The sequence below is a fragment of the Streptomyces malachitofuscus genome, from assembly GCF_055571035.1.
In genome coordinates this window covers 221,844-246,679 of sequence record NZ_JBVIGA010000003.1, presented here as the reverse complement: position 1 = coordinate 246,679, position 24,836 = coordinate 221,844, and the positions used below count along the sequence as shown (strand labels likewise).

25 protein-coding genes and 1 pseudogene are annotated in these 24,836 nt (G+C 73.3%); 12 read left to right on the top strand and 14 right to left on the bottom strand.

Features of this window, described 5'->3' with window-relative positions; all coding sequences use genetic code 11:
* Positions 1 to 14 precede the first annotated feature (14 nt).
* The 3 genes from ACZ44S_RS05865 to ACZ44S_RS05855 all read right to left on the bottom strand — a co-directional run bounded on the left by ACZ44S_RS05865 (position 15) and on the right by ACZ44S_RS05855 (position 4,676).
* A complete protein-coding gene (locus ACZ44S_RS05865; RefSeq protein ID WP_466924875.1) occupies positions 15 to 1,289 on the bottom strand; it encodes a hypothetical protein in 1,275 nt (424 codons plus the stop codon).
* Positions 1,290 to 1,484: 195 nt separating this feature from the next.
* Positions 1,485 to 2,696 carry a helix-turn-helix domain-containing protein gene (locus ACZ44S_RS05860; protein ID WP_466925191.1) on the bottom strand — a complete coding sequence of 404 codons (1,212 nt, stop codon included), beginning with the start codon at positions 2,694 to 2,696 and terminating at the stop codon, positions 1,485 to 1,487.
* A 345-nt stretch (positions 2,697 to 3,041) separates the two neighbouring features.
* Positions 3,042 to 4,676, bottom strand: a complete 1,635-nt coding sequence (locus ACZ44S_RS05855) for an acyl-CoA dehydrogenase family protein (RefSeq protein ID WP_466924873.1) — start codon at positions 4,674 to 4,676, stop codon at positions 3,042 to 3,044.
* An 88-nt stretch (positions 4,677 to 4,764) separates the two neighbouring features.
* On the opposite strand from ACZ44S_RS05855, the gene ACZ44S_RS05850 reads away from it, so the two are divergent.
* Positions 4,765 to 5,910, top strand: a complete 1,146-nt coding sequence (locus tag ACZ44S_RS05850) for a YihY/virulence factor BrkB family protein (protein ID WP_466924871.1) — start codon at positions 4,765 to 4,767, stop codon at positions 5,908 to 5,910.
* A gap of 160 nt (positions 5,911 to 6,070) precedes the next feature.
* Here ACZ44S_RS05850 and ACZ44S_RS05845 read toward each other — a convergent pair whose 3' ends face one another.
* The gene (locus ACZ44S_RS05845; protein ID WP_466924869.1) at positions 6,071 to 6,913 is read right to left on the bottom strand and encodes an NmrA family NAD(P)-binding protein; all 843 of its coding nucleotides are present in this window, start codon (positions 6,911 to 6,913) and stop codon (positions 6,071 to 6,073) included.
* A gap of 81 nt (positions 6,914 to 6,994) precedes the next feature.
* On the opposite strand from ACZ44S_RS05845, the gene ACZ44S_RS05840 reads away from it, so the two are divergent.
* Together ACZ44S_RS05840 and ACZ44S_RS05835 are read left to right on the top strand one after the other, a co-directional pair.
* On the top strand, positions 6,995 to 7,930 hold the full coding sequence (locus tag ACZ44S_RS05840; RefSeq protein ID WP_466924867.1) for an AraC family transcriptional regulator: 936 nt from the start codon (positions 6,995 to 6,997) through the stop codon (positions 7,928 to 7,930).
* 9 nt (positions 7,931 to 7,939) lie between these two features.
* Positions 7,940 to 8,626, top strand: coding sequence for a helix-turn-helix domain-containing protein (locus tag ACZ44S_RS05835; RefSeq protein WP_466924865.1), 687 nt, complete (start codon positions 7,940 to 7,942; stop codon positions 8,624 to 8,626).
* On the opposite strand, the gene ACZ44S_RS05830 is transcribed toward ACZ44S_RS05835, so the two are convergent.
* Positions 8,609 to 9,010: a VOC family protein gene (locus tag ACZ44S_RS05830; protein WP_466924863.1), complete on the bottom strand. Its 402-nt coding sequence runs from the start codon at positions 9,008 to 9,010 to the stop codon at positions 8,609 to 8,611. The genes ACZ44S_RS05835 and ACZ44S_RS05830 overlap by 18 nt on opposite strands.
* 211 nt (positions 9,011 to 9,221) lie before the next feature.
* Between ACZ44S_RS05830 and ACZ44S_RS05825 the strand changes: the two genes are divergently transcribed.
* Together ACZ44S_RS05825 and ACZ44S_RS05820 are read left to right on the top strand one after the other, a co-directional pair.
* A complete protein-coding gene (locus ACZ44S_RS05825) occupies positions 9,222 to 9,989 on the top strand; it encodes an SDR family oxidoreductase (protein ID WP_466924860.1) in 768 nt (255 codons plus the stop codon).
* Between the two features lie 67 nt (positions 9,990 to 10,056).
* Positions 10,057 to 10,800: an SDR family oxidoreductase gene (locus ACZ44S_RS05820; protein ID WP_466925188.1), complete on the top strand. Its 744-nt coding sequence runs from the start codon at positions 10,057 to 10,059 to the stop codon at positions 10,798 to 10,800.
* A 28-nt stretch (positions 10,801 to 10,828) separates the two neighbouring features.
* Here ACZ44S_RS05820 and ACZ44S_RS05815 read toward each other — a convergent pair whose 3' ends face one another.
* On the bottom strand, positions 10,829 to 11,767 hold the full coding sequence (locus tag ACZ44S_RS05815; protein WP_466924858.1) for a LysR family transcriptional regulator: 939 nt from the start codon (positions 11,765 to 11,767) through the stop codon (positions 10,829 to 10,831).
* Between the two features lie 67 nt (positions 11,768 to 11,834).
* On the opposite strand from ACZ44S_RS05815, the gene ACZ44S_RS05810 reads away from it, so the two are divergent.
* Positions 11,835 to 12,482, top strand: coding sequence for a ThuA domain-containing protein (locus ACZ44S_RS05810; protein ID WP_466924856.1), 648 nt, complete (start codon positions 11,835 to 11,837; stop codon positions 12,480 to 12,482).
* On the opposite strand, the gene ACZ44S_RS05805 is transcribed toward ACZ44S_RS05810, so the two are convergent.
* From ACZ44S_RS05805 to ACZ44S_RS05795, 3 genes are all read right to left on the bottom strand, one after another.
* The gene (locus ACZ44S_RS05805) at positions 12,483 to 13,376 is read right to left on the bottom strand and encodes a transporter substrate-binding domain-containing protein (RefSeq protein ID WP_466924853.1); all 894 of its coding nucleotides are present in this window, start codon (positions 13,374 to 13,376) and stop codon (positions 12,483 to 12,485) included.
* Positions 13,377 to 13,388: 12 nt separating this feature from the next.
* On the bottom strand, positions 13,389 to 14,138 hold the full coding sequence (locus tag ACZ44S_RS05800; protein ID WP_466924850.1) for a hypothetical protein: 750 nt from the start codon (positions 14,136 to 14,138) through the stop codon (positions 13,389 to 13,391).
* Positions 14,139 to 14,234: 96 nt separating this feature from the next.
* Entirely contained in the window at positions 14,235 to 15,323 is a 1,089-nt protein-coding gene (locus tag ACZ44S_RS05795; RefSeq protein WP_466924848.1) for a LacI family DNA-binding transcriptional regulator, read from the bottom strand.
* A gap of 202 nt (positions 15,324 to 15,525) precedes the next feature.
* Between ACZ44S_RS05795 and ACZ44S_RS05790 the strand changes: the two genes are divergently transcribed.
* A complete protein-coding gene (locus ACZ44S_RS05790) occupies positions 15,526 to 17,073 on the top strand; it encodes a carboxylesterase/lipase family protein (protein WP_466924846.1) in 1,548 nt (515 codons plus the stop codon).
* Between the two features lie 32 nt (positions 17,074 to 17,105).
* Here ACZ44S_RS05790 and ACZ44S_RS05785 read toward each other — a convergent pair whose 3' ends face one another.
* The 3 genes from ACZ44S_RS05785 to ACZ44S_RS05775 form a co-directional block, all read right to left on the bottom strand.
* Positions 17,106 to 17,666: a DinB family protein gene (locus ACZ44S_RS05785; RefSeq protein WP_466924844.1), complete on the bottom strand. Its 561-nt coding sequence runs from the start codon at positions 17,664 to 17,666 to the stop codon at positions 17,106 to 17,108.
* Between the two features lie 76 nt (positions 17,667 to 17,742).
* Positions 17,743 to 18,423: a DNA alkylation repair protein gene (locus ACZ44S_RS05780; RefSeq protein WP_466924841.1), complete on the bottom strand. Its 681-nt coding sequence runs from the start codon at positions 18,421 to 18,423 to the stop codon at positions 17,743 to 17,745.
* Positions 18,424 to 18,458: 35 nt separating this feature from the next.
* A complete protein-coding gene (locus tag ACZ44S_RS05775) occupies positions 18,459 to 19,379 on the bottom strand; it encodes an AraC family transcriptional regulator (protein ID WP_466924838.1) in 921 nt (306 codons plus the stop codon).
* 85 nt (positions 19,380 to 19,464) lie between these two features.
* Here ACZ44S_RS05775 and ACZ44S_RS05770 point away from each other — a divergent pair, with 85 nt between their 5' ends.
* Complete coding sequence (locus ACZ44S_RS05770) at positions 19,465 to 20,472, top strand: SDR family NAD(P)-dependent oxidoreductase (RefSeq protein ID WP_466924835.1); 1,008 nt, start codon at positions 19,465 to 19,467, stop codon at positions 20,470 to 20,472.
* Between the two features lie 7 nt (positions 20,473 to 20,479).
* Here the strand turns inward: ACZ44S_RS05770 and ACZ44S_RS05765 are convergent, their stop codons facing one another.
* Positions 20,480 to 20,770: an NAD(P)H-dependent oxidoreductase gene (locus tag ACZ44S_RS05765; protein WP_466924833.1), complete on the bottom strand. Its 291-nt coding sequence runs from the start codon at positions 20,768 to 20,770 to the stop codon at positions 20,480 to 20,482.
* Positions 20,771 to 20,984: 214 nt separating this feature from the next.
* A complete protein-coding gene (locus tag ACZ44S_RS05760) occupies positions 20,985 to 21,296 on the bottom strand; it encodes a hypothetical protein (RefSeq protein ID WP_466924831.1) in 312 nt (103 codons plus the stop codon).
* A 175-nt stretch (positions 21,297 to 21,471) separates the two neighbouring features.
* Here ACZ44S_RS05760 and ACZ44S_RS05755 point away from each other — a divergent pair, with 175 nt between their 5' ends.
* From ACZ44S_RS05755 to ACZ44S_RS05740, 4 genes and pseudogenes are all read left to right on the top strand, one after another.
* Positions 21,472 to 22,170, top strand: coding sequence for an ABC transporter ATP-binding protein (locus ACZ44S_RS05755; RefSeq protein WP_466924829.1), 699 nt, complete (start codon positions 21,472 to 21,474; stop codon positions 22,168 to 22,170).
* On the top strand, positions 22,167 to 23,492 hold the full coding sequence (locus ACZ44S_RS05750) for an ABC transporter permease (RefSeq protein WP_466924826.1): 1,326 nt from the start codon (positions 22,167 to 22,169) through the stop codon (positions 23,490 to 23,492). The genes ACZ44S_RS05755 and ACZ44S_RS05750 overlap by 4 nt, the downstream gene beginning before the upstream one ends.
* 67 nt (positions 23,493 to 23,559) lie before the next feature.
* A pseudogene (locus ACZ44S_RS05745) lies at positions 23,560 to 24,097 on the top strand (sensor domain-containing protein); the annotation flags it as partial.
* On the top strand, positions 24,083 to 24,826 hold the full coding sequence (locus ACZ44S_RS05740) for a sensor histidine kinase (RefSeq protein WP_466925186.1): 744 nt from the start codon (positions 24,083 to 24,085) through the stop codon (positions 24,824 to 24,826). The pseudogene ACZ44S_RS05745 and the gene ACZ44S_RS05740, both read left to right, overlap by 15 nt.
* Positions 24,827 to 24,836: the final 10 nt, after the last annotated feature.

The following is a 24,836-nucleotide window of genomic DNA, read 5'->3' as shown; positions in this document are numbered from 1 at the left end:
CGAACGCCAGGCCCCTAACGGTCGAGGGACCGGTCGACCGACGCCAGCGGCAGCGCGAACAGCATCCGTCCGGACTGCGACCACACGTCACCGGTCTCCTGCCAGTACGACAGGGACGTCGCCTCGCCGCTCCAGCAGCGGTGCGTCTCGTCCGCGCCGCAGCGGGTGGGCAGGGCCCCGTTCGTGTCCTGCCGCCACAGCGTGCCCCGCTCGTCCGGGGTGCCGGTCATCCGGCCCAGATACCAGCCCGACCGGTACGACAGCACGCTGCGCACATGGGTCAGCTCGGTCTCGTACACCGCGACCGGGTCCGTGTCCAGCAGTCCGGCACGCCCCGGCTCCGTGCTGAACGCATACCGCCACAGCCGGGTCGGCCCGTCCTCCTCGGCGGGTCTCGCCTCGTGTGCGACCAGGCTGTCCGGCGCGGTGCTGCGGTCCAGGGAGATACCGCCCGGCTGCGGGGCGTCCGCACGGCTCGTCCGGTAGGAGGCGACCGCCGGCAGGACGTACCGGGCGCCGGCCGCCGACCAGCCGCCGGGCACCCTGCCCACCGACGTGCCCTCCACGGTGGCCCGCTGCACCCGGTCCAGGTCGTACACGTACAGCGCGCCGCCCTCGCCCCGGCCCGTGGTCACCAGCAGCTTGTCCTGGTACCAGACCATGCCGGTCACGTCGGAGCCCAGCCCGCGGTAGTCGCGGCCGTCGTCCACCGGAACGGCCAGCAGCGCCCAGGTGTAGTGCGGCGCGCGGGAGTCGTCGGCGTCCACGAAGGCGACCCGCGCGAGCCCTTGCTCCGCCGCCGGTCCCGTGGTCCTGCTCCACCCGGAGAGGATCACGCGGTGCTCGCCCCAGCGGCCGTCCTCGTCCGCGTCCCCGGACGTCGTGACCGCGCCGGCCCGCCAGCCTTCGGTGTCGCCGCCCGGCCAGCAGTACGCCTTCGTCGCGGCGGGTTCGACGGGCAGCGCCCGCCGTTCGTCGTCCGAACAGTCCCGCGCGTCCCGCAGGGAGCCGTCGGGGTCGGCGAGCACGGCACCGACGCCGACGGGCCGGCCCATCTCGCCGGCGAGGCGGTCGAGTGCGTCGCCCGGGACACCCTGCTCGGTCAGCCGCAGCGGCGCGGTCTCCGTGGACGCGGTCAGCGGCTTCAGCGCCCCGGGGTCGTCGGCGTCGGTGGCCTGCGAGGCGCTGATCATGGTGGCGGCGGCGGTCAGCCCGAGGGCGGTTCCGGCCAGCGCCGCCCGCAGGGCCCTGCCCCGTCTGCGCCGGCGGTGTCTGCCGCGATGCTTCATAACGTCCTCCCGGGACGAGCCAACTGCGTCCGGTGATCCGCGGGTTGACCGTGGAGCAGATGGGGTGGCCCGTACCCGGATGTTACGACAGCCGGCCGCCGGAGGAGACAAAGACCCTGCAATTATGCGAACCAACCGCCACCGGGCACGTACCCACGTACATGTGTACGCCCCTCGGCGCCCTTGACGGACCGCTCAGCCCGAGCCGCGCGGCAGGAGGACCTCCACCTCCGCCGACTCCGTGAAGCGGTAGGGACGGTGGTCCAGGAGGGACCCGAGATAGCGGCGGACACGGGACATCTCCGCGCGGACCGTCACTGTACGGCCCGGGTCGCCGAAGACGTCCCGGGCGAGGTCGGCGGCGCTCCGCCCCGCGCGGTGCACGGCCAGCAGATGCAGCAACTCGCCGTGCCGGGGACTCAGTTCGCGGGACCAGGAGCCCGCCCCGCCGGACACCTCCACGGACCAGCGGCGCGGCTCCCGGAAGTCCAGCACGATCCGCGTCGCCGCCCGCGCCACCGGTTCGTCCGCCGCCCGCACCAGCCAGCCCCCGGCCAGCGGCTCCAGCGAGCACCGCCCCAGCGCCGGCAGCCACCGCATGCCCGCCGACGCCGACTTGGGCAGCGCCAGCCGCTGCGTGTAGGGCATGCCCGTCACCGCGGCCGTCCACCCGTGCCGGTCCACCACCAGCGCACGCCCGTCGACCCGCGCCAGCACCGGGGCGGCCACCGCCCGCAGCCGCTCCAGCGACCGCACGTGCCACTCCCGCAGGCGTGCCTCGGCGAGCTTCGCCACCGAGTCGACCCACGCCAGCGTGGCCGGGTGCATCGTCTCCAGCGGGCCGCTCACGTCCACCACGCCGATCAGACGCCCGTCCCGGGGGTCGGTGATCGGCGCCCCGGCGCACGTCCAGGCGGCGTGCGACCGTACGAAGTGCTCGGACGCGAACACCTGCACAGGGCGCCGCGTCACGGCCGGCGTGCCCACCCCGTTGGTGCCGACGACGTCCTCGCGCCAGTCCGCCCCGACTTCAAAACCCAGCCCGTCCGCCTTGCGCAGCACCGGCGCGCTGCCCTCCCGCCACAGCACCCGGCCCTCCTCGTCGGCCACCACCATGATGTGGTGCGCGACGTCCGCGACCGACAGCAGCCCCTCCCGCAGCACCGGCAGCACATGCCGCAGCGTCGAGGCCTCCCGCCGCCGCTGCACCTCCTCACGGGACAGCAGCCCGCTGCGCAAGCCGTGGTCGGGGTCCACCCCGCTGCGCAGCATCCGCTCCCACGACTGTCCGATCACCGGACGGGGAGCCACCGGCGCGCGTTGTCCGGACAACGCGGCGGAGCGGACCTCGTCGAGCACCCGCGCCGCACGCGCCGTGTCGACGGCGGCCAGATGCGTCACGTCCATCGGCGAGAGCGCCACCGGACCTCCCGGAAGAAATGCTGTCGGATCCATACTGCCGTCTGCCCCCCGGTGAAGACGCTCAGTACCGACACGGGAACAGCAAGTTGCAACCCCCTGCAACTCTGGTGGACGGGCTCCCCACTCGTTGAAGCTTGACCGACACGCCGTCCCGAGCGGCGTCCACGGCTCATCAGGGCCTGTGGGGCGGGGGTGGTGCCGTGTCGGCGCAGCACCACCCCCGTGGTGTGCGCGGCACGGGGTGTGGCTTGATGCGCGTCGGCGGCTGCGGGGCGGCGAGGGCGGGTCGCGCAGCTCCCCGCGCCCCTTGGGCGGGTGCGCGCGGCCTTGTCAGAAGACCGGCCGGGCTCGGTCCACGATCGTTGCCAGGTCCAGGGTGTGGGGGAGGGTGCCGAAGGCCGTGCCCGCGTCGCCGCCCAGGCGGGCCGCGCAGAACGCGTCCGCCACCTCCGGCGGCGCGTAGCGCACCAGCAGGGATCCCTGGAGCACCAGGGCCAGCCGTTCCACCAGCCGTCGCGCACGGCCCTCGACGCCCTCCAGGTCCGCCATCTCCGTCAGCAGGTTCTTGATCGCCCCGTCCAGCCGGTGGTCCGCCCCGCGCGCCTGCCCGACCTCCCGCAGATAGGCGTCCAGCGCCGCAGGCTCCCGGCGCAGCGCCCGCAGCACGTCCAGCGCCTGGACGTTGCCCGCGCCCTCCCAGATCGAGTTCAGCGGCGACTCCCGCACCAGCCTCGGCATCCCCGACTCCTCGACGTACCCGTTCCCGCCCAGGCACTCCGCCGCCTCCACCGCGACCGGCGCGCACCGCTTGGTCACCCAGTACTTCGCCGCCGGAACCGCGATCCGCAGCAGCGCCCGCTCCTGCTCACCGCCGTCGTCGTACGCCGCCGCCAGCCGCATCGCCAGCGTGGTGGCCGCCTCCGACTCCAGTGCGAGATCGGCCAGCACATTGCGCATCAGCGGCTTGTCGACGAGCTTCCCGCCGAACGCCTCCCGGTACCCGCAGTGGTGCACCGCCTGCGCCACGGCCTGCCGCATCAGCCCCGCCGAGCCCAGCACACAGTCGAGCCGGGTCGCCGCCACCATCCCGATGATGGTGCGCACCCCGCGCCCCTCCTCCCCGACCCGGCGCGCCCACGTCCCGTCGAACTCGACCTCGGCGGAGGCGTTGGACCGGTTGCCGAGCTTGTCCTTCAGCCGCTGGATGAGGAACACGTTGCGCGTGCCGTCCTCCAGCACGCGCGGCACCAGGAAACACGTCAGCCCCCCGGGCGCCTGCGCCAGCACCAGGAAGGCGTCCGACATCGGCGCCGAGCAGAACCACTTGTGCCCGGTCAGCTCGTAGGCGCCGTCCTCCGCCAGCGGCCGCGCGGACGTCGTGTTCGCCCGTACGTCGCTGCCGCCCTGCTTCTCCGTCATGCCCATCCCGAACAGGGCACCGGGCTTCTGCCCGGGAGGCCGCAGCTCCCGGTCGTAGATCGTCGACGTCAGCCGGGGCTCCCACGCGGCCGCCAGCTCCGGCTCCGCGCGCAGCGCGGGCACCGCCGCATGGGTCATCGACAGCGGGCACCCGTTGCCCGCCTCCACCTGTGTCCACATCTGGAACGCCGCAGCCCGCCGCACATGACCGCCCGGCCGCCCCCACGCCGCGGTCAGCCCTGCCGAGACTCCCTTGCCGAGCAGCCGGTGCCAGGCGGGGTGGAAGTCGACCTCGTCGATCCGGTGCCCGTAGCGGTCGTGCGTGCGCAGCCGTGGGGGATGCTCATTGGCCCGCACCCCCCACTCCTGCACCTGCGCGGACCCGGTGGTGCGACCGAGCGCCGACAGCTCGGAGAGCCCCTCGTCCCGCACGTCCGCCGCCAGATGCCGCTCCACCGCCTCCACGAGAGCCCGGTCGGAGCCGAAGACGTCGTACTGCACCAGCGGGGGAGCCTGGTTGGTCACGGTGTGCGTGGTGCCTGCCATGTCCCGAACGTACCCCGCGGTCCGGTCCGCTCACCCCCGGTCCCGCCTCTGGGTGAGTGCGACCAGGCACGACGGATACCTTTAGGTCGTGCAGCCAGCAAGTGAATCCCCCGACGAGCCCTCCGGCCGCCTCCACCGTGCCCGGGCCCTCTACCGGAACGTCTCCAAACGCAGGACCGCCTGGCTGCTGCTGAAGGACACCGTCAATTCGTGCATGGAGTACCGCATCCTGGGCCTGGCGGCCGAGGCGGCGTTCTTCACGCTGCTGTCGGTCCCGCCGCTGCTGCTCAGCATGATCGGCCTGCTCGGCTACGTCGACGCCTGGACCGGCGCCGAAACCATCCAGAGCCTGCAGCGCAACCTTCTGGACGCCTCCCGCACGGTGCTCTCCGACCGGGGTGTGTCACAGATCGCTGAGCCGATCCTGCGGGACGTGACGAAGGGCGGCCGGCCCGACGTGATCTCCCTCGGCTTCCTGATCGCCGTGTGGTCGGGCTCCCGCGCGGTGAACGTCTTCATCGACACCATCACCGTCATGTACGGCCTGGACGGCGTCCGGGGCATCGTCAAGACGCGGCTGCTGGCCTTCCTGCTGTTCCTCGTGGCCCTGCTGATCGGCTCGGTCGCCCTGCCGTTGATGGTCGCGGGGCCGGACGCGGTGGTACGGCTCGTGCCCGGGTCGACGACGCTCGTGCAGATCCTGTACTGGCCGGTCGTGATCCTGCTGTCGGTCGCCTTCCTCACGACGCTCTACCACGTCTCCGTGCCTGTGCGCTCCCCGTGGATCGAGGACGTGCCCGGTGCGCTGGTCGCCCTCGGCATGTGGGTGCTCGGCAGCTTCCTGCTGCGGATCTACCTCACCAACACCGTCGAGGGCCCCACCATCTACGGCTCTCTCGCGGCCCCCGTCGCCGTACTGCTGTGGATCGGTGTGTCGGCGTTCGCCGTGCTGGTGGGCGCGGCCGTCAACGCGGCCATCGACCGGGTCTGGCCCGCCGCCGCCACGGCCGCGGCGCGCGAGACGAACGAGCGGCTGCGGCAGGCGCAGGTCGCCGAGTACGTCGCCCGCACCGCGGCGGTGTCCGGCGAGGCGGATCCCGACATGCCGTCGGAGTTCCCGGAACGCTGGTCCCGCTTCCTCCCCCCGGAGGACGTCACGGGCCGCCTGCGCACGCACGCGAAGACCCCGCACCCCAAGAACGGCGAGGGCCCCCCGCCGCGCGAGGACAAGTAACTCTTCCTCGCCTCAAACGCCGGAGGGGCTGGATTGTGCCGGACGGGCTGAACATTTCAGCCCGTCCGGCGTTTGAGGACGAGGCCCGAAGGGCCGAAAGGGGGCTGGGGGCGCAGCCCCCCAGGGACGGGAAGGGGCGGCGGGGGCGAGGAAGCGCGGCTCACGCCGCCCACGTGCCGGACGCCGCCTCCTCCGCCGCGAACTCCGCGAAGTCCCGCGGGCCCCGCCCCAAGACCTGCCGCACCCCGTCCTCCACGCTCGCATTGCGCCCGTCGAGCAACGTCCCGAACACCTCCGTGAGGAACGCCGCCTCCCCAGCCGGCACCCCGAAGCCCACCAGCGCCTCCCCGTACGCCCGCACCGGCACCGCCCGATACACCAGCGGCCTCCCCACCGCCGCCGCGATCTCCGCCACCGCCTCCCGCCAGGTCAGCAGCCGCGGCCCCGTCACCGTGACCGTCCGCCTCGCATACCGCTCCCCACCCACCAGCGCGGCCACCACCACCTCCGCGACGTCCCGCACATCCACGAACGGCTCGGCCACCTCACCCGCCGGGAACACCAGCTCCCCCCGCCGCAGCTCCTCCACCAGCGGCCCCTCGCTGAAGTTCTGCGCGAACCACGCCGCCCGGACGACCGTCCAGTCCGCGCCCGACGCGCGCAGCGCCTCCTCGGTGGGCAGCGCCTGGTCCTCACCCCGCGCGGACAGCAGCACCAGTCGCCGCACCCCCAGCCCCAGCGCCATCCCGGCGAGCTCGCCGACCGCCTCCGCCGTACCGGGGGCGCCCACATCGGCCGGGTGCACCAGGTACGCCGCGTCGGCGCCCCGCAGGGTGTCCGCCCAGGTCGCCCGGTCCGACCAGTCGAACCCGGTCGCCCGCGACGCCGCCCGCACCGTCAGCCCGGCCGCTTCGGCTGCCTGCGCCACCCGCCGTCCCGTACGTCCCGTGGCGCCCGTGACGACGAGGGTCATGTCCTTCGCATGCTGCGTGTTCTCCGTCATGCCACCGAGTCAACTGCCGCACACCGCGCGGAACCATCTCCGAACGGCTCGTTCCCATGTGCGCGCGTCTACGCTGACCCCATGGACGCTCTCACCGGCCTGCTCGAGGGCCCCCGAGCCCGCGGCGCGTTCATGATCCGGGCCTGTTTCGACCCGCCCTGGGCGGTCCGTGTGGAGGACCGCGCCCCGCTGACGGTGATGCTCCTCGTCCGCGGTGAGGCATGGCTCCTGCCGGACGCGGGGGAGCGGCTCCTGCTGCGCCCCGGCGACCTCGCCATCGCGCGCGGCCCCGACGCGTACACCTGCGCCGACGACCCGGACACGGCCCCGCAGGCGCTGATCCTGCCCGGCGGCGCGTGCCACTACCCCGACGGGCGGCCCCTGAACGGTGTCATGGACCTCGGCGTCCGCACCTGGGGCGACCGCGCGGACGGCGGGACGGTGATGCTGATCGGCACCTACCAGATGCGCGGCGAGATCGGCGGCCGGCTGCTGGACGCGCTGCCGCCGCTGCTGTCCCTCACCGCCGACGTGTGGGACTGCCCGCTCACGCCCTTCCTCATGGACGAGATCGTGCGCGACGCCCCCGGCCAGGAGGTCGTCCTGGACCGGCTGCTCGACCTGCTGGTCATCGCCGCGCTGCGTGCCTGGTTCGACCGGCCGGAGGCGGAACCGCCCGCCTGGTACCTGGCCCTGTCCGACCCGGTCGTCGGCCCGGTCGTACGCCTGCTCCAGGACGACCCGGCCCACCCCTGGACGGTCGCCGCCCTCGCCGCGAAGGCCGGGGTCTCCCGCGCCGCGCTGGCCCGCCGCTTCACGGAACTCGTCGGCGAACCCCCGATGACGTACCTCACGGGCTGGCGCCTCGCCCTCGCCGCGGACCGTCTCCGCGACACCGACGACACCATCGGCGCCGTCGCCCGCCAGGTCGGCTACGGCAGCGCTTTCGCCCTGTCCACGGCCTTCAAACGGGCCTACGACGTCAGCCCCCAGGAGTGGCGGACGCGCGCGTCGTAGCCTGGGGGCGTGTACAGGGAGCGGGCGTCGCGGCTGACGGGCGCGGTCGTGTGGACCAACACGCCGTCCAGGGACGGGCAGGGCGCGGTGCTGCCGGACGGCTGCATGGACCTCCTCTGGCACGACGGACGCCTCCTGGTCGCCGGCCCCGACACCCACGCACACCTCACCACGGGACCGCCGACCGTCTGGGCGGGCGTCCGTTTCGCTCCCGGCACCGCCCCCGCCCTGCTCGGCGTCCCCGCCCACGAACTGCGCGACCGCCGCGTCGACCTGGCCGACCTGTGGCCGGCCGCGGCCGTACGACGCCTCACCGCCCGCGTCAACGCCGGAGACGACCCGGCGCGGGGCCTGGAGGAACTGGCCCTGCAACGGGCCGCGGAGACCGCCCCGCCCGACCCCCTGCTCGGCCGTCTCGTGGCCGCCCTCGACGCGGGCCGCCCGGTCTCCGCGGCCGCCGACGAACTGGGCCTGGGCGCCCGCCAGTTGCACCGCCGGTCCCTCGCGGCGTTCGGCTACGGGCCCAAGACCCTGGCCCGCATCCTCCGCCTGCGCCGCGCCCTGGACCTCGCCCGTTCGGGCGTCCCGTTCGCGGAGACGGCGCTCCGTACCGGCTACGCGGACCAGCCCCATCTGGCCCGCGACGTCAAGCAGTTGACGGGTGTGCCGTTGGGCGACCTACTCGCCCGCGGATAGCGGGGCGAACAGGTCCACCCCGTTGCCGTCCGGGTCGAGGACGACGGCGTACCGCTGCCCCCACACCGCGTCCCACGGCTTCAGCTCGCCCTCGCTTCCGGCCGCGGTGAGCTCCGCGAACAGGGCGTCCACCTCCGCGGGACTGTCGCACCGCAGCGCGATTGACGTCCTGCCCCCGCCGGACGGCGGTTCCCATTCCGGGTGGAAGGACCGGACCACCTCCTCCGTGTCCAGCAACAGCCGGAGCCCGCCCGGCAGTTCGGCCTCCACATGTCCTTGTGTCCCGGCCCCCTCCGGAAAGGCGAACCCGAGCCGCCGGTAGAAGGCGACAGAGGCGGCCATGTCGGAGACGACCATCCCGATGGCATCGAATCGTGCGCTCATGCGGCCCACCGTAGGGCCGGCCGGGCGGACGGGTCTTGAAGGAATCGGACACGGGTGGGACCCGGAAGACCGGACCGGAAGACCGGACCTGCGAGCCCATAGGGCACGCCTATGCCCCCTGCTGCCTTTTCGTCTTTGCCCCTCGCCATTTCGCGAACGTACGGTGAAACGGCGTGAACGGAAAAGCAATCGAGAGAAATGAGTGGGTGGCATGGGCACAGTCCGGAGCGAATTCGAAAAGCCGGAACTCGCGGAAAAGCGGGCCGTGGTCACGGGCGGTTCCCAGGGCATCGGAGCCGCCGTGGTGCGCCATCTGCTGGACGCGGGCGCCGAGGTGCTCACGACCGCCCGGTCGGCGACGAGCGGGATACCCGGGAAGGCCCACTTCGTGGCGGCCGACGTGCGGACCCGGGCGGGAATCGACGCGGTCGCCGCGTCCGCGCGGGAGGTCCTGGGCGGGGTCGACATCGTGGTCCACACCGTGGGCGGGGCGCGGGCGCAGGGCGGCGCCACGGGCACCTCCGACGAGGCGTGGCAGGACACGCTGGACCTGAACCTGCTCGCGGCGGTGCGGCTGGACCGGCTCGTGATCCCGGAGATGCGCGAACGCGGCTCGGGAGCGATCGTGCACGTCTCCTCGGCCGCGACGCCCGTGCCGGGCCCCTACTTCCTGCACTACACGGCGGCCAAGGCGGCGCTGGAGAACTACAGCCGGGGACTGGCCACGGAGCTGGCCCCCTCCGGGATCCGGGTCAACACCGTGTCTCCCGGCAGGACCGCCACCCCCGGCGGCGAGGCGACGCGGGAGGAGTGGGCCCGCCTGTACGGGGACGGCACCGCCACCGCCACCCCGCCGCTGGGACGCGACGGCACGCCCGACGACCTCGCCCAGGCGGTGCTGTTCCTCGTGTCCGACCGGGCGAGCTGGATCACCAGCGCCCATCTCGTCGTGGACGGCGGCGAATTCCCCCGGGCGTGACCACGGCGGAATTCCGCAACCGATCTCTGGAATCAATGTCTGACAGATGGACCGAAAGGACTTCGGTATGGGTGCGTACGACGGCAAGAAAGCGGTGGTCACCGGCGGCGGCAGCGGAATCGGATTCGCGACGGCGAAGCTGCTGGTGGACGGCGGAGCGCGCGTGGTGATCACCGGCCGTTCGCAGGACACGCTCGACGCGGCGCGGGAGCGGCTCGGTGAGAACGCGCCGGCCGTCCGGGGCGATGTGGCCTCACTGCCCGACCTGGACGCCCTGGCCGACCGGGTGAAGGGCGAACTCGGCACGGTCGACGCGCTGTTCATCAACGCCGGTGTCACCGTCCCGACGCCGTTCGAGTCGACGACCGAGGAGGTCTACGACGAGCTGTTCGCGATCAACGTCAAGGGCGCCTTCTTCACCGTGCAGAAACTCGCCCCGCTGCTGACCCCGGGCGCGGGGGTGGTCCTCACCACCTCGGCCGCGAACGTCATGGGCCTGCCGGAGAGCAGTGTCTACTCGGCCGGAAAGGCGGCTCTGCGCTCGATGGCCCGCACCCTCTCCGGCGACCTGCTGCCGCGCGGCATCCGTGTCAACGCGATCAGCCCCGGTCCCATCGACACGGGGATCCTGGAGAAGACGATGACCGCGGAGGCCGCCGAGCAGTTCAAGGCGGAGCGGGTCGCGGCCAATCCCATGCGCCGCTTCGGCACCCCGGAGGAGATCGCGCGAGCGGCCGCCTTCCTCGCCTTCGACGCCACGTACACGGCGGGAACCGAGCTGGCCGTGGACGGGGGCGCCACCCAGCTCTGAACCGGCACCCCCGGGTTGGCGCCGGTCGTCAGGCCACGGGGGTGTACGAAGCGGGTGCGGGAACGGACGGGGCCTTCGACGAGGAGCGGGCCTCGGACCCGGACCAGCTTTCCTGCCGCAGCAGTTCGAGCAACGCCGTCTCCGCCGGGCCCGCCTCCTGCCGTACCACGGCGATGACGGGCTGGGACACCGCCGGGGACACCGGGCGGACGAGGTGCTCATGACCCTGGGGCACCGCCGAGGCCGGGACCAGCGTCACCCCCAGCCCGTGGGCGGCCCAGCGCACGGCCGTCGACGTCTGGGACACGCGGGCGGCCGTGACCGGGGCCAGATCGTTGTCCCGCAGCACCTTCAGCAGTGCGCCGTCGAGCACGCTGTCACGGTCGAACCTCACCCACGGCTCCCCGTCCAGTTCCCGCAGCTCGACCCGGTCCGCGGCGAGCTGCGGATGCCCTTCGCCCAGCACCACGACGAGCTCCTCGTCGCCGAGGTGGTGGGCGTTGGCGGGGCTCCGCTCGCACGCCGCCATCAGGGAGAAGTCCAGCGTGCCCCGGCGGCACAGCCGGTCCAGCTCGGCGCCGCTCGGCTCCTCGAAGACACTGACCTCCAGCCGGGGGAAGCGCCGGCGCAGCTCGCCCAGCGCGCGTGGCAACTGGCGGGTGCCGAAGCCCATCTGCACCGCCACCACCAGCTCGCCCACCAGGTCGTCGGCACCGGCCCGCGCCGTCGCCCGCGCCCGCCGCGACGCGCTCACCGCGACCTGCGCCTCCCGCAGGAACGCACGGCCGACCACGGTCGGCACCAGCCCGGTCGGTGTGCGGGCGAACAGCTGCACACCGAGCTCCCGTTCCAGGCCGCGGATCTGCTGGGACACCGACGGCTGGGCGACGTGCAGCCGCTCCGCCGCCGCCGTCACCGAGCCCTCCTCGGCGATGGCCAGGGCGTACTCGAACTGACGAAGGCTCATCGGCTCCCGTCCCCTCTCCGCGGCGGACCGCCGGCCCGCCCCGCTGTGGTCGTCGTAGGCTCCGGCTATGGCCGCGCCCGCACTTCTCGTCTACACCCGCACAACCGACTACCGGCACGAATCCATCCCGGCCGGTGTCGCCGCCCTGCGCGGCCCGGGCGGCTTCGACGTGCACGCCACCGAGGCCCCGGAGGCCCTCGAAGACGCCCTCGACCGGTATGCGGCCGTCGTCTTCCTCTCCACCAGCGGAACGGTGCTCACGCCGGCCGGACGCGAGCGGCTCACGCGGTACGTCGAGTCGGGCGGCGGGTTCGTCGGGGTGCACGCCGCCGCCTGCACGGAGTACGCATGGCCGTACTACGGGGAACTCCTCGGCGCCCGCTTCGCACGCCACCCCGCCCTCCAGCCGGGCCGGGCGGTGGTCGAGGACGGCGACCACCCGGCCACCCGGCACCTGCCCCCCGTCTGGCACCGCACGGACGAGTGGTACGACTTCCGCACCAGCCCGCGCGGGAAGGCGCGGGTCCTGGTCTCCGCCGACGAGACGTCGTACGACGGCGGCGGCATGGGCGAGGACCACCCGCTGGTCTGGTGCCGCGAGCAGGGCGCGGGCCGGGTCTTCTACACGGCCCTCGGCCACACCGCCGAGGCCTATGCCGACCCGGACTTCCGCGCCCATCTGCTCGGCGGCATCACCTGGGCCGCCGGCCGTTGATCACGGCTTGCACGAGGAGTACGTGTCCACGTCCTCGGGGTCGGGCCGGAAGCGGTTCTCCCAGTCGCCCGGATAGGCGGCGACCAGCGCGGGCAGCTGGGCCTTCACATCGCTGGCCCATTCCTCGCTGATGTAGTCGCGCAGGGCCTCGCGCAGCTTGTCGCAGTCGCCCCGCCGGTCCTCCGGCAGCGCGATGCCGTACCGGTTGATGTTGCCGAAGGAGACGTCGGGCACCACCCTCACGGGTGTGCTGCTGTTCTTCTGCTGTTCCACGTACCCGTAGAGCAGCGCCTCGTCGGTGAACACGGCGTCGATGTCGCCCTGTTGGAGCTTGCGCACGCAGGTCGAGTAGTCGCTCTCCGTGTGCGGCGTCGCTCCGCCGGGCAGCGCGGCGAGGGCCGACGTCGAACCCTCGACGGTGCAGATCACCTTTCCCGCCACGTCCTTCTCGGTCCTGATGCCCTGGTAGTCCTCGCGGACCAGGAAGCCCTGCCGGGTGACGAAGTAGGGCCCCACGAAGTCGACCTGCTCGTCCCGCTGCGGGGTGATGGAGTAGGTGGCGATGACCAGGGCGGAAGCCTTGTCGACGAGTTCCTGCTCCCGCTTGGCGGACACCACGTCGTGCCACTTCGGTGCGAAACCGATCCGCTTGCCGAGGTAGGCGGCCAGGTCCGGTTCGAAACCGCGGTCGGTGTGCCCGCTGTGGAGGTTGAAGCCGGGCTGGTCGTTCTTGCCGCCGATGAAGACATGGCCGATCAGGGAGGACTTCTCGTCCGCTCCGTCCGCCGTCCAGCCGCAGCCCGCGAGGGCGAGCAGCAGGGCCGCGGCAGCGACCCGCGCGCACCGGTGACCGAGGGAGCGGAGGGGGCGCGGGCGGCGTGGCTCGTTCGTCACTGGGCCTTCTTCCTAGTCGTCCAGGTGCGCGGAGGCGACGGACAGGTTCACTTCGCAGCCGGGCTCCGCGTGGAGCAGGACGGACAGCTCGACCTCGCGCATGCCCCGTCCCAGGTCGAAGGTGAACTCCTGACCGGGGACGCCCGTACGCGCCTGGTCCTTGCCCGCGCCCGCCTTGGAGGTCACGGTCAGCTTCGTGCCGGGCACGCACACCGGGGCGGCGGGGTCGTGCGGGGCCACGTCGAAGGCGATGGTGAGCCGAGGCCTGGGGTCGTCGGTGCGCACGGTGGCGACGACGGTGTCGCCGTGCGCCAGCGGAGGGGTGCCGTCGAGCGTGACGCGATGCCTCACGTCCACGGGACGGCTGTCCAGGAACATCCACGTGCCGAAGGCGGGCAGGCCGACGGCCAGCACCGCCAGCGGAATCACCACCAGGACGAACGGCGGCCACAGCGGCGGCTGTCCGTCCGGACCCCGGCGCGCGATCAGCGGCAGCATCGCGGCGGCGAAGGCCAGCAGGGCCGCCGCCGTCACGCCCACCACCGCGGGGTCCCCGCCGAGCGTCAGCCAGACCGCGCCCGCCCCGAGGACGGTCACGAGATCGGCCAGCAGCAGGAGGGTGATCACCCAGGCTCCGGCGGCGGCGTCGCGCACCCGCAGCGCGGCGCGCCGCAGCCACGGGGGACGCGGTGTCCCGTCGCCCTCCGGGGATCCGGTCCCGGCGGACGCGCCCGGTATGGCGCTCGTCACGTCGTTCGTCACGCGCGCAGGATATGGGGAGGGACGGGGACACAACGGGCCATGTCACCGGCACGGTTGATGGCGGGCCGAAACGGTCCTCCCACGTGTTCCGCCGTGCTAAGGAAGCCTCCCCGCCCCGTCGGCCGGACCCTGCGGCCGTGCCGTGCTGGCCCGCTGCACGAGCCGGGTCGACAGTTCCGTACGGGTGCTCTCCGGGCGGTGGCCGTCCATCATGCGCAGGAGGAGGCGGAGCGCCGTCGCCGCCATCTCGGAGAGGGGCTGGCGGACGGTCGTCAGCGCGGGGGTGAGCCAGCGGGCCTCGGGCAGGTCGTCGAAGCCGACCACGCTGATGTCGTCCGGCACGCGCAGACCGCGCTCGGCCAGGGCCGCGTAGACCCCGAGCGCCATGCGGTCCGAGCAGACGAAGACGGCCGTGGGCGGCTCGGGCAGCGCGAGGAGTTCACGCATGCGGCGGCCGGCCGCGCTCTCACCGGAACCGGCGTGCCGCACGTACTCGGGCCGGTGCCGTACGCCCGCCGCGGCGAGCGCCGAGCGGTAGCCGGCGATCCGCGCGTCGGCGCCCAGCGTGTGGCGGTGCCCGGCCATGACCGCGATGCGCTCATGGCCCAGCGACAGCAGGTGCTCGGTCGCCGTCACCCCGCCCCGCCAGTTCGCCGCCCCCACCGAGACCACGCCCGCCGGCGGTTCGCGCGCCGGGTCGATCATCACGTACGGGATGCGGTGCTGCTCGAGCCACGCGTACTGCGGGTCGCTCAGCTCGGCCAGGTGGAACAGCACCCCCGACGACCCCCGCAGGACGAGCTTGTCCAGCCAGCTCCGCTCCGGACGCTCCGGCGGCTCCGGACGTTCCGGACGGCTGCGCGGCAGGGCGGCCGAGACGACGAGCTCCAGTCCCGCGTCGTCGGCGGCGTCCTCCGCGCCGTGCAGCACCGCGCCCGCACCGGAGGTGTCCAGCGAGTGCACGACCAGATCCACCAGACGCGGCGGCCTGCCGCCGTCGAACCGGGGTCTTCTGACGTAGCCGAGCCGGTCCAGTGCCTCGGTGACGCGGCGGCGGGTCTCGGGAGCCACGTCCTGACGGCCGTTGACCACCTTGGACGCGGTCGGCACCGACACCCCCGCCTCCCGGGCCACCACCGCCAGCGTCGGCCCCGCCGTCGCGCCGGCACTCCCCGCACGGGCCATCGAGTCCCCACCCCTCACCGATCGGACAGCGCGATAGAAAGCGCTTCCTATTGTGCTCCTACTGTAGATCCGGCGTACCGGGGCGGGAAGAACGCCGACATGCCCCCAGGAATACCGGGGGGCGCAGAGGTGCTTCTCTGTTACCGGCGGGTTCGGCCGGTGCGCGAAGCGGCGCGGCGCCATGAAGGGCTGGTGGGCACACATGACGGCAGACCGTGAGAACCCCGTGATCAGAACCCCGTACGGAGCCGTGCGCGGCCGCTGGGAGCGGTCCGTGGCCGTCTTCCGGGGCATCCCCTACGCGGCACCCCCCTTCGGTCCCCGCCGCTTCCGCCCGCCGGTCCCGCCGGACCACTGGGACGGCATACGCGAAGCAGCCGCCTTCGGCCCGACGGCCCCCAAACCCCCGTACTCGGACGCCTTCGCCCAGTACCTCTCCGACCCGGCGATCCCCGGCGACGACTGCCTCAACCTCAACGTGTGGACCCCCGACCCCGGCCCCGGCGCCCGCCTGCCGGTCTTCATATGGCTCCACGGCGGCGCCCTGACCAGGGGCTCCTCGGCGGTCCCCGTCTACGACGGCCACACCTTCGCCCGCGACGGCGTGGTGTTCGTGTCGCTCAACTACCGCCTCGGCGTCGAGGGCTACGGCCTCTTCCCGGACGCCCCCGCCAACCCCGGCCTGCGCGACCAGCTCGCCGCGCTCCGCTGGGTGCACGACTCGATCGAGGCGTTCGGCGGCGACCCGGACCGCATCACCCTCGGCGGCCAGTCCGCCGGAGCGATCAGCACGGGTGCGCTCCTCGCCGCCCCGCAGGCCCGGGGGCTGGTCCGACGGGCCGTGCTGCAGAGCGGCCCGCCCGAGGTCACGGACCGCGACAAGGTGCGCCGTATGGTCCGCCGCATGGCGCACCGCCTGAAGGTCCCCGCGACCGCGGAGGCCTTCGCCGCCGTCGACCGCGGCCACCTGCTGCGCGTCCAGGCCGACATCGGCCGCCGCAGCAGCCCGATACTCGGCGGCCCCGCCTTCGGCGTCGTCGTCGACGGTGACCTCGTACCGCGCGACCCCCTGGAGGCCCTCACCGACGGCGCGGCCCGGGGCGTCGGCCTCCTGACCGGCTGGACCCGCGACGAGTACCGTCTCTGGCTCGTCCCCGGCGGCCTGGTGGAACGCGTCGACCGCCTGGGCGCGGTCGCCCTCGCCGGCGCGATGGCCCGCTGCCGTGTCGGCAGCGAGGTGCCGCGCGGCTACCGCGCCCTGCGCCCGGACGCCGGCACCGCGGAACTCGTCGGCCAGATGGTCACCGACCACCTGCTCCGCATCCCCCTGCACCGCCTCGCCGACGGCCGCGAAGAGCCGTCGTACGTCTACGAGTTCGCCTGGCCCTCGCGGCGCCCCGGCATGGGCGCCTGCCATGCCCTGGAACTGGGTTTCGTCTTCGACAGCGGCGACGAGCCCGACGCCCGCAAGCTCGCCGGCGAGGGCGCGCCGCAGGACCTGGCCGACGCGATGCACGGGGCGTGGGTACGGTTCGTCACCGACGGGTCCCCGGGGTGGGAACGCTGGAACGAGGACCACCCGGTCCGCGTCTTCGGCGACGGCACCCCGCACACCGTCCACGGCCCCCACGACCGCGAACTGGCCCTGTGGACCGCGCCCACCCCCGGGGAGCCCGCCCCCGCGCCGACCCCCGAACTCCGCTCCGTCGTACGCCGCCTACGCCGCAGCGGCGCCCTCCGCCGCACCTGACCCCCGGCGGACGACAGCCCCCGTCCAACCCTCTACTGGCCCACCCGTCCGTCGACGCACTCACGCAACAGGTCGGCGTGGCCGCAGTGCCGGGCGTACTCCTCGATCCGGTGCACGAGCAGCTCCCGGACCGCGACGCCCTCCTGCCCCAACCGCTCACCCAGGTCCGGGTGTCCGGCCAGCGCGGCGTCGGTCGCGGCCTGCTCGCGCTCCAGATCGGCGTACGCGGCGTCGACCACGGCCTGATCCGCCACGGCCCCGTCGAAGTCCCCGTCGCGCCTGCCGTACAGCTTCGGCAGCGGCTCCCCGTCGCTGATCCAGTTGCGCCAGTCCCGTTCCGCCTCGGCGAGGTGACGCAGCAGCCCGAGCAGCGACATCGTCGACGGCGGCACCGACCGCCGCGCCAACTGCTCCGCGTCCAGGCCCTCGCACTTCATCCGCAGGGTCAGCCGGTAATCCCTGAGGACCCCCTCCAGTGTCGGCAACTCCCCGTCCGGGCCCGGCCCTTCGTTGTTCCGGGGATCGTCGTCCGGGTCGGCCCACATGTCGGGGTAGACGGTCGCCTTGGTCCATCGCGCGGGTTCATCAGTCATGGGCCACATGCTCGACGCCGCGCCCATGGGACCGCCATTCCTTTTCGCCGCCCGGGGTGGGGCGAAGCCGCTGGAGCTACTCACCCTGCTGCCGGCGCACCATCTCATCGATCCAGACCGGTGCGAACGGCGATGTGCAGCCCGGGGACGTCGGGTAGTCCTTGAGCACCTCCAGACGCTCACCGATGCCGATCGCGCGGGCGCGGTGTTCGGCGTGCTCGATCCCGATCCGGGCCAGACAGTGGTTCATCGCCCACTGCAGACGGTCCGGGGCATGTTTCATCTCCGCCTCGACGACGTCGAGCAGCGCCGGTAGATCCAGTCCCTCGGGCTTCTTCGCCACACGGTCGGTGGTCAGCGCCCAGCCGGCGCTCGCGACGACCGGATCGGGATCGGCGAACCAGGCGACGCGCAGCTCCTCGGCGTGCGGGCTCTTCTTCACCACGTAGTTCACGAGCCAGTCGTGCACCTTCGGCGTGCGCGCCTCGCGCAGCATGCCGTCCAGCTCGTCGCGCTCGAACGCCTTCGGGCGGCAGATGAGCAGCGCCAGCAGCCGGGCCGCGGTGTCCCCCGTGCCCCAGAGCTCGCGGGCGAGGTCCTGCTGCGTCTTCAGCCGCTTGGCGAGCGCACGCAGCTTGCCGAGGTTCACCCCGTGGTCGTCGCCGTGCTTCTCGTTCACCGCACGGACCTTCGGATCCTCGAGCGCGGCCAGCTCGGCCATCACCTCGGCCACCGTCGCCGTCGTCGTCCCGGTCATCGGGGCCCTCCCGTCCCTCGCCGGCGGGCCTCAGCTTATGACGGGGGCTTCGCCCGGCGCCTGCGGTAGTTGCCGGGGGACGTTCCCATGACTCGCTTGAAGGCGACGCTGAGGGCGCTCTCGGATCCGTATCCCACCGAGTGGGCGATGGAGGCGAGCGTGGCGCCGCCGTCCCGCAACTGCCGGGCCGCGAGCTCGATGCGCCACCGCGTGAGGTACTCCAGCGGCCCCTGTCCGACGGTGGACTTGAAGCGGGCGGCCAGCGTGGACCGGGACACCGCTGCGGTTCGTGCCAGGTCGGCCACGGTCCAGGAGCGCGCCGGCTCGCGGTGCAGCGAGGCCAGCGCCGCCGCGATCACCGGATCCGCGAGGCCGGCCAGCCACCCCGACACCGCGTCGGGCTCGCGCGCGAGGTGCAGGCGCAGCACGTGGACGAGCATGACGACGGCGAGGTGCTCGGCCACGAGAGTCGCGGCCATCCGCCCGCGCGCCAGTTCCTCGTCGATCGTGGTGAGCGCCCAGTGCACCGTCTCCGCGTGCTGGGTGCCGGCCGGAACGAGGATCACCGGTGGCAACCGGTCCAGCAGCAGCTCCTGGGCGCGGGCGCCGAACGAGAACCGCCCTCCGACCAGGAACACGTCGTCGCCCGAGCCCACCCTCGCGACGCCGCCCTCGGCCCGGGCGAACACGGGACCGGCGGCCACCGGGGTGGTCCCCGGATCGCTGCGCAGGGTGAAGCGGCGCCGGTGCGCGAGGAGGTAGCAGTCACCCTTCGCCAGTGCGATCGACTCGTCGACGCCGTCGACCTCCAGCAGGCAGGAGCCGCGCCGGACGGCGTTGAACTTCACACCGCCAGGCGGTGCGAACCGCACCGCCCAGCGCCCTCCCGCCGCCAGGCTCGTCGAGAGATGGCTGCGCGTCTCCAGCAGGGTGAGCACATCCTCGAGCGGATCCACGAGAGACCTCCCTGTTGGACGATGACTAAAGGATGGCGGACGCTCACCCATGGAGCGTCCAGTCCACCCACCGTAGCGTGAAGGCATGACGACGACCCCTCAAGCCGGCCGGCCCGTACCGAACGACCCCGGTCCCGCCCTCCTCACCACCCCCTTCACCTCCCGGTCCGACGCGCAGGAGGTGATCGACGGCGTGGACCTCGCCGGCCGACGGGCCGTGGTCACCGGTGGCGCCTCCGGCCTCGGCGCCGAGACCGTCCGGGCTCTGGCCACCGCCGGCGCGGAGGTCACCGTCGCCACGCGCCGCCCGGAGTCCGCCGAACCGCTCGTCCGGGAACTGGCCGCCGTACCCGGCGCGGGAACCGTGCGCGCGGCCCCCCTGGACCTCTCCGACCCGGCGTCCGTCGACGCCTTCGCGCGGGCGTGGCACGGCCCGCTCGACGTCCTCGTCGCGAACGCGGGGATCATGGCCCTGCCTGCGCGCACCCTCACTCCCGGCGGCTGGGAGATGCAGCTCGCCACCAACTACCTGGGCCACTTCGCCCTGGCCGCCGGCCTGCATCCGGCCCTGAGGTCCGCCGGTTCCGCCCGCATCGTCGTCGTCAGCTCCGGCGCCCACCTGGGCGCGCCCTTCGACTTCGAGGACCCCCACTTCGAGCGGCGGCCGTACGACCCCTGGGTCGCCTACGGGCAGTCGAAGACCGCCGGTGTCCTCCTCACCGTGGGCGCCGCCCGCCGCTGGGCGGCCGACGGAATCACGGCCAACGCCCTCACCCCGGGCTACATCCTCACCGGCCTGCAACGGCACCTCGACGACGACACGATGCGCGCGTTCGGTGTCATGGACGACGAGGGCAACCTGCGGCCGCTGCCGTACTACAAGACCCCCGCCCAGGGCGCCGCGACCTCCGTCCTGCTGGCCGCCTCGCCCCTCGTCGAGGGCGTCACCGGCCGCTACTTCGAGGACAACCAGGAGGCGCGCACCGTCCGGGGCGACGAGAACCCGACCGCCGGCGTGGCCACCCACGCGCTCGCCCCACAGACAGCGGACCGCCTCTGGGAGTACGGCACAGCCGCACTCCGCAGGCCCTGACGGACCGTCAACCAGGCCGCACCCTCTGCCTTCGAGCGCAAGGTGACCGACGGGGCGTCGATGTTCCGCTACGACGGCGGTTCCAACGCACCGCGTCCCGCGCCTCCACGAGATCGGGCTCCAGCGGCTGCGGGCGGGTGAAACCGCCGTGGAGGACCGGGTCGAAACGCATGTCCCTCAAGCGCAACAGTCGTACCTCGTGCCCGCCCTCCCCGGCGCCCTCGACGTAAGCGTCCGCCAAGGCGGCGCAGTAACTGCCGGCGTCCGGATGGCCGTCGATGACGAGAATGCGTCGCACCCTTGCTCCCGTTGTACGGAGGGTCCTTTCCAGGGACCTACCACGTGCCCTCGGCGGCCTGCCCTGTCCACGGGCGGACTCATTCGTTCGGAGGAACCGCCCGTTTGCCCTCCACGACGTCGCGGAAATCGCCGAACGGCCCGACGGGCCGGTGGGTGAAGCTCAGGCCGCCTGACAGGCCGAGTCACCGTGATCGTTCTTCCAGGATCGCGATTCAGCTGAGGCCGGCAACGAGCAACAGCACTGCCGAGCCGGTCAGCAACACTGGGCAAACCTTGAACCAGACGACCTTCGTGCGGGCGCCGGTGACAGTTGTCAGCACCGCGAGGACGAGCAACGTTCCCGAGATCACGCGGTATACCCAGTCGGCCACGGACGTCCCCCCACCGACCACGGTGACCACGATGACCAGCGCAGCAAGAGACCACATGGTCACCGCCTCAGCCAGCCACTCCTGGACCAGTACGCGACGGTTGTCCGCGGAGATCTCCCCGAATCCGTCGACGACGGCCCGCGTCGGGATCACATGCGAGACCCCCCACAACCCCACCAGACCGGCGGCGGCATACGCGAGCGCCTCTTACAAAGCGTCCGCCGGGAGTGGCCGGTCCTCGGCGAGTGAGGGTTCGGAAGAACCGAACCTCCGATCCGGGTGCCTTCCCCATAGCGGCCCTGAGCTGGGGATTCGTACCGTCGGAGACATGGAAACCGTTCTTGAGATGGAGCGCGTCGGGCGCAGTTACGGGCGTGGGGCGCGCAGTGTGCACGCGCTGCGGGAGCTCGACGCGACCGTGTACGCCCGCTCGCTGACCGCCGTCATGGGGCCCTCCGGCTCCGGCAAGTCGACCTTTCTGCAATGCGCCGCCGGGCTGGACCGGCCGACCCACGGGACCGTCCGGCTGGCCGGGCGGGAGATCAGCCGCATGGGGGAGAAGGAGCTCACCCGGCTGCGGCGGGAGCGGATCGGGTTCGTCTTCCAGTCGTTCAATCTGCTGCCCACCCTCACCGCCGAGCAGAATGTCCTGCTGCCTCTGCGTCTCGCCGGACGGCGGCGGGACACGGCGGCGGCCCGCCGCATGCTCGCCCGTGTCGGGCTGGAGGGACGGGAGAGGGCCCGGCCCGGGGAACTGTCCGGCGGCCAGCAGCAGCGGGTGGCGATCGCCCGCGCGCTGATCACCGACCCGGACGTCGTCTTCGCCGACGAGCCCACCGGTTCGCTCGACCAGGAAACGGCGGCGGAGGTGCTGGCCCTGCTGCGGGAGGCGGTGAGCGCGCACGGCGCCACGGTGGTCGTCGTCACCCACGACCCCGCCGTCGCCGCCCGCGCGGACCGCGTACTGCGGCTGGCGGACGGCCGGTTGGTGCAGGACACGGCGGGGGCGACGCCGGTATGCGCATGAGGCCGCTCCGCTCCACCGGTCTCGCCACCGCCTCCGTCCGCGCCCGGCCGTCCGCCTTCGCCGGGACGTTCGCCGCGCTGGTCTTCTCCGCGACCGTCGTCACCGCGTGCGTGGCCATGGCGGTCTCGGCGGCCGGGGTGCCGGCTTACCCCAAGCAGGCGAACGTCTCCGAGATGGGGGTCGCGTTCACTCTGGTCACGGTCTACATGTCGGTTTTCGTGATCGGGCAGGTGATGTCCCTCGCCGTCGCCCAGCGGCACCGGGAGAGCGCCCTGCTGCGGGCCGTCGGGGCCGGGCCCTGGCAGATACGGCGCATGGTGGCGACCGAGGCGCTCTGGGCGGCGCTGCTCGCCCTGCCCGTCGGGTACGGGCTGGGGGCGCTGCTGGCGCGGGTCTGGTTCGACGGCATGGCGGGGGAGGGGATGATCCCGGACGGGATGACACTGGACGTGGGGCTGCCCCCGTTGTACGCCGCGGGTGGGGTGCTTCTCGTCTGTTCGCAGCTCGGCGGGGTGGTCGGGGCCTGGCGCGCGTCCCGGACCCGGCCCTCCGCCGCGCTCGCCGGCTCCGCCGTGCAGGGCGGCGAACGGCCGGGGCGGGTGCGGGGAGCGGCCTCGATCGTCTTTCTCGTCGGCGCGGGGGCGCTCACCGTCGCGGCCGCGGCCGGCCCGGCGGAGGACGCGGCCTCCGTGATCCCCCTCGTGCTTCTGGCGTATCTCGTCGCCATCGGGCTCGCCGGCCCGTGGATCGGCCGACTGGCGACGGCGCTCGCGGCTCCGCTGCTCAACCGTCTCGGCGGGGTCGCCGGGGAACTGGCCGTGGCGGGCTGCCGGGCGCGTGCGCGACGGCTGTCGGCGGCCATCACTCCGGTCGCCCTGGTGACGGCGTTCGCGGTGGCCAAGTTCGTGTCCCTGACAGGTGTCGGGGAGCCGGACTGGATGGAGATCTTCGGCACCCTGCTGTACGCCGGTTTCGCCGGGCTGGTGGCCGCGAACACGCTGGTCATGCTGACGCTGGAGCGGCTCCGGGAGTTCTCGCTGCTGCGGACGGTGGGTGCCGGGAAACGGCAGGTCGTCGCCGTGGTGGTGGCCGAGGGTGCCGTGATCACGCTGGCCGGGGCGGGATCGGGGGTGCTCGTCGGCTGCGCGGTGATGGTGCCGCTGGGGGAGAAGACCGGGACGCCCGTCTCGGGGCTGCCCCTGTGGGCGTGGGCCGCGGTCCTCGCCTGTGGTGCCGCGCTGGTGTGGGCGGCTTCGTGTGCGCCGCTCGGGCGGCTGCTGCGGGTGCGGCCGGTCGAGGGGGTGACGCGGCGCAGCAGTTGAGCCGCCTGCCGCCCGGCGGCGGTCCCACCGGTCACCATGGACCCGACGACCCCCACGAAAGCCACCCATGCACTCTGTCCTCCGCCGACTGCTCGGCAGCCCCCGCGACGCTGTGTACGCACTCCTGGCCCCGGTGCCCGGCTTCGTCTGCGGTGTCGCCATGCTGGCGCTGCTCGCGGTGTCCCTCGTCGCCTCCGTCACCCAGATCGGGCTGATCCTGCTGGTCGGCGTGCTCGCCGTCGCCCGCGCCACCGGCGCGCTGCACCGGGCGATGCTGCGGGGGATGCTCGGCGAGGACATCGCGCCGCCGCCACGACGGTCCCAGCCGCACGGCCTGTTCGCCAGGCTGCGCCGCCCTCACCGACGGCGACGGATGGCGGGCGGCGGCGTTCGCCGTGGCGTTCGCGCCCGTCGGGGTGCTCCTGCTCGTCGTCTCCGTCGGCGTACGGCTGTACGGGCTCGCCGCGCTGACCTACCCGCTGTGGTGGCGGCAGGTGGAGGAGAACGGCGAACGGGGCATCGGACTGGCGGGCGACATCCGCATGGACAACTGGCCGGCCGCGCTGCTCACCGCCCTCGCGGGCCTGGCGGTGCTGGCCCTGTCCGCCTGGTCCACGCGGGGGCTGCTCACGCTCGTCGTACGTCCCCTGGCGCGGGCGCTGCTCGGGCCGGGGCGGCTCGACGAGCGGGTGCAGGTGCTGGAGGAGACCCGCGCGCTGGCCGTGCAGGACTCGGCGGCCGTACTGCGCCGCATCGAACGAGACCTGCACGACGGGACCCAGTCACGGCTCATCGCCATCGCCATGGCGCTCGCCGGGGCGCGGGACCAACTGGCCCGGACCCCGGGCGACGCGCCCCAACTGGTACGTGGCCGGGAGCTGGTGGGCTCCGCGCTGGACAACTCCCGTGCGGCCATCGCCGAGTTGCGCGACCTCGTACGGGGTATCCATCCGCCCGCCCTCAACGACGGGCTCGACGTGGCCCTTGAGACGCTCGCCGCGCGGGCCGGGCTGCCGGTGACCGCACGTGTCGACCTGTCGACACGGCCGTCGCAGGCCATCGAGTCCATCGCCTACTTCTGCGCGGCCGAGCTCGTCGCCAACGCCGCCCGCCACGCGCGGGCCACACGCGCCGAGATCGAGGCGTACGACCGCGACGGCGTCCTGCGTCTCGTCGTGCGCGACGACGGCCGGGGCGGCGCTCGCAAGGGGGCCGGAAGCGGTACGGGCCTCACCGGGCTGGCGGAACGGGTGAGTACGGTGGACGGACGGCTGCTGATCGACAGCCCGGACGGCGGACCCACCACCGTCACCGCCGAACTGCCGCTCGGGTAGGAGCACTCCA

Bases quoted from the DNA above. Each gene is read 5' to 3' on its own strand.
- ACZ44S_RS05755 (WP_466924829.1), top strand. From the start codon at position 21,472: ATGGAAACCGTTCTTGAGATGGAGCGCGTCGGGCGCAGTTACGGGCGT.
- ACZ44S_RS05785 (WP_466924844.1), bottom strand. From the start codon at position 17,666: ATGACTGATGAACCCGCGCGATGGACCAAGGCGACCGTCTACCCCGAC.
- ACZ44S_RS05865 (WP_466924875.1), bottom strand. From the start codon at position 1,289: ATGAAGCATCGCGGCAGACACCGCCGGCGCAGACGGGGCAGGGCCCTG.
- ACZ44S_RS05860 (WP_466925191.1), bottom strand. From the start codon at position 2,696: ATGGACGTGACGCATCTGGCCGCCGTCGACACGGCGCGTGCGGCGCGG.
- ACZ44S_RS05855 (WP_466924873.1), bottom strand. From the start codon at position 4,676: ATGGCAGGCACCACGCACACCGTGACCAACCAGGCTCCCCCGCTGGTG.
- ACZ44S_RS05770 (WP_466924835.1), top strand. From the start codon at position 19,465: ATGACGACGACCCCTCAAGCCGGCCGGCCCGTACCGAACGACCCCGGT.
- ACZ44S_RS05825 (WP_466924860.1), top strand. From the start codon at position 9,222: ATGGGCACAGTCCGGAGCGAATTCGAAAAGCCGGAACTCGCGGAAAAG.
- ACZ44S_RS05795 (WP_466924848.1), bottom strand. From the start codon at position 15,323: ATGGCCCGTGCGGGGAGTGCCGGCGCGACGGCGGGGCCGACGCTGGCG.
- ACZ44S_RS05840 (WP_466924867.1), top strand. From the start codon at position 6,995: ATGGACGCTCTCACCGGCCTGCTCGAGGGCCCCCGAGCCCGCGGCGCG.
- ACZ44S_RS05790 (WP_466924846.1), top strand. From the start codon at position 15,526: ATGACGGCAGACCGTGAGAACCCCGTGATCAGAACCCCGTACGGAGCC.
- ACZ44S_RS05845 (WP_466924869.1), bottom strand. From the start codon at position 6,913: ATGACGGAGAACACGCAGCATGCGAAGGACATGACCCTCGTCGTCACG.
- ACZ44S_RS05780 (WP_466924841.1), bottom strand. From the start codon at position 18,423: ATGACCGGGACGACGACGGCGACGGTGGCCGAGGTGATGGCCGAGCTG.
- ACZ44S_RS05750 (WP_466924826.1), top strand. From the start codon at position 22,167: ATGAGGCCGCTCCGCTCCACCGGTCTCGCCACCGCCTCCGTCCGCGCC.
- ACZ44S_RS05820 (WP_466925188.1), top strand. From the start codon at position 10,057: ATGGGTGCGTACGACGGCAAGAAAGCGGTGGTCACCGGCGGCGGCAGC.
- ACZ44S_RS05815 (WP_466924858.1), bottom strand. From the start codon at position 11,767: ATGAGCCTTCGTCAGTTCGAGTACGCCCTGGCCATCGCCGAGGAGGGC.
- ACZ44S_RS05810 (WP_466924856.1), top strand. From the start codon at position 11,835: ATGGCCGCGCCCGCACTTCTCGTCTACACCCGCACAACCGACTACCGG.
- ACZ44S_RS05830 (WP_466924863.1), bottom strand. From the start codon at position 9,010: ATGAGCGCACGATTCGATGCCATCGGGATGGTCGTCTCCGACATGGCC.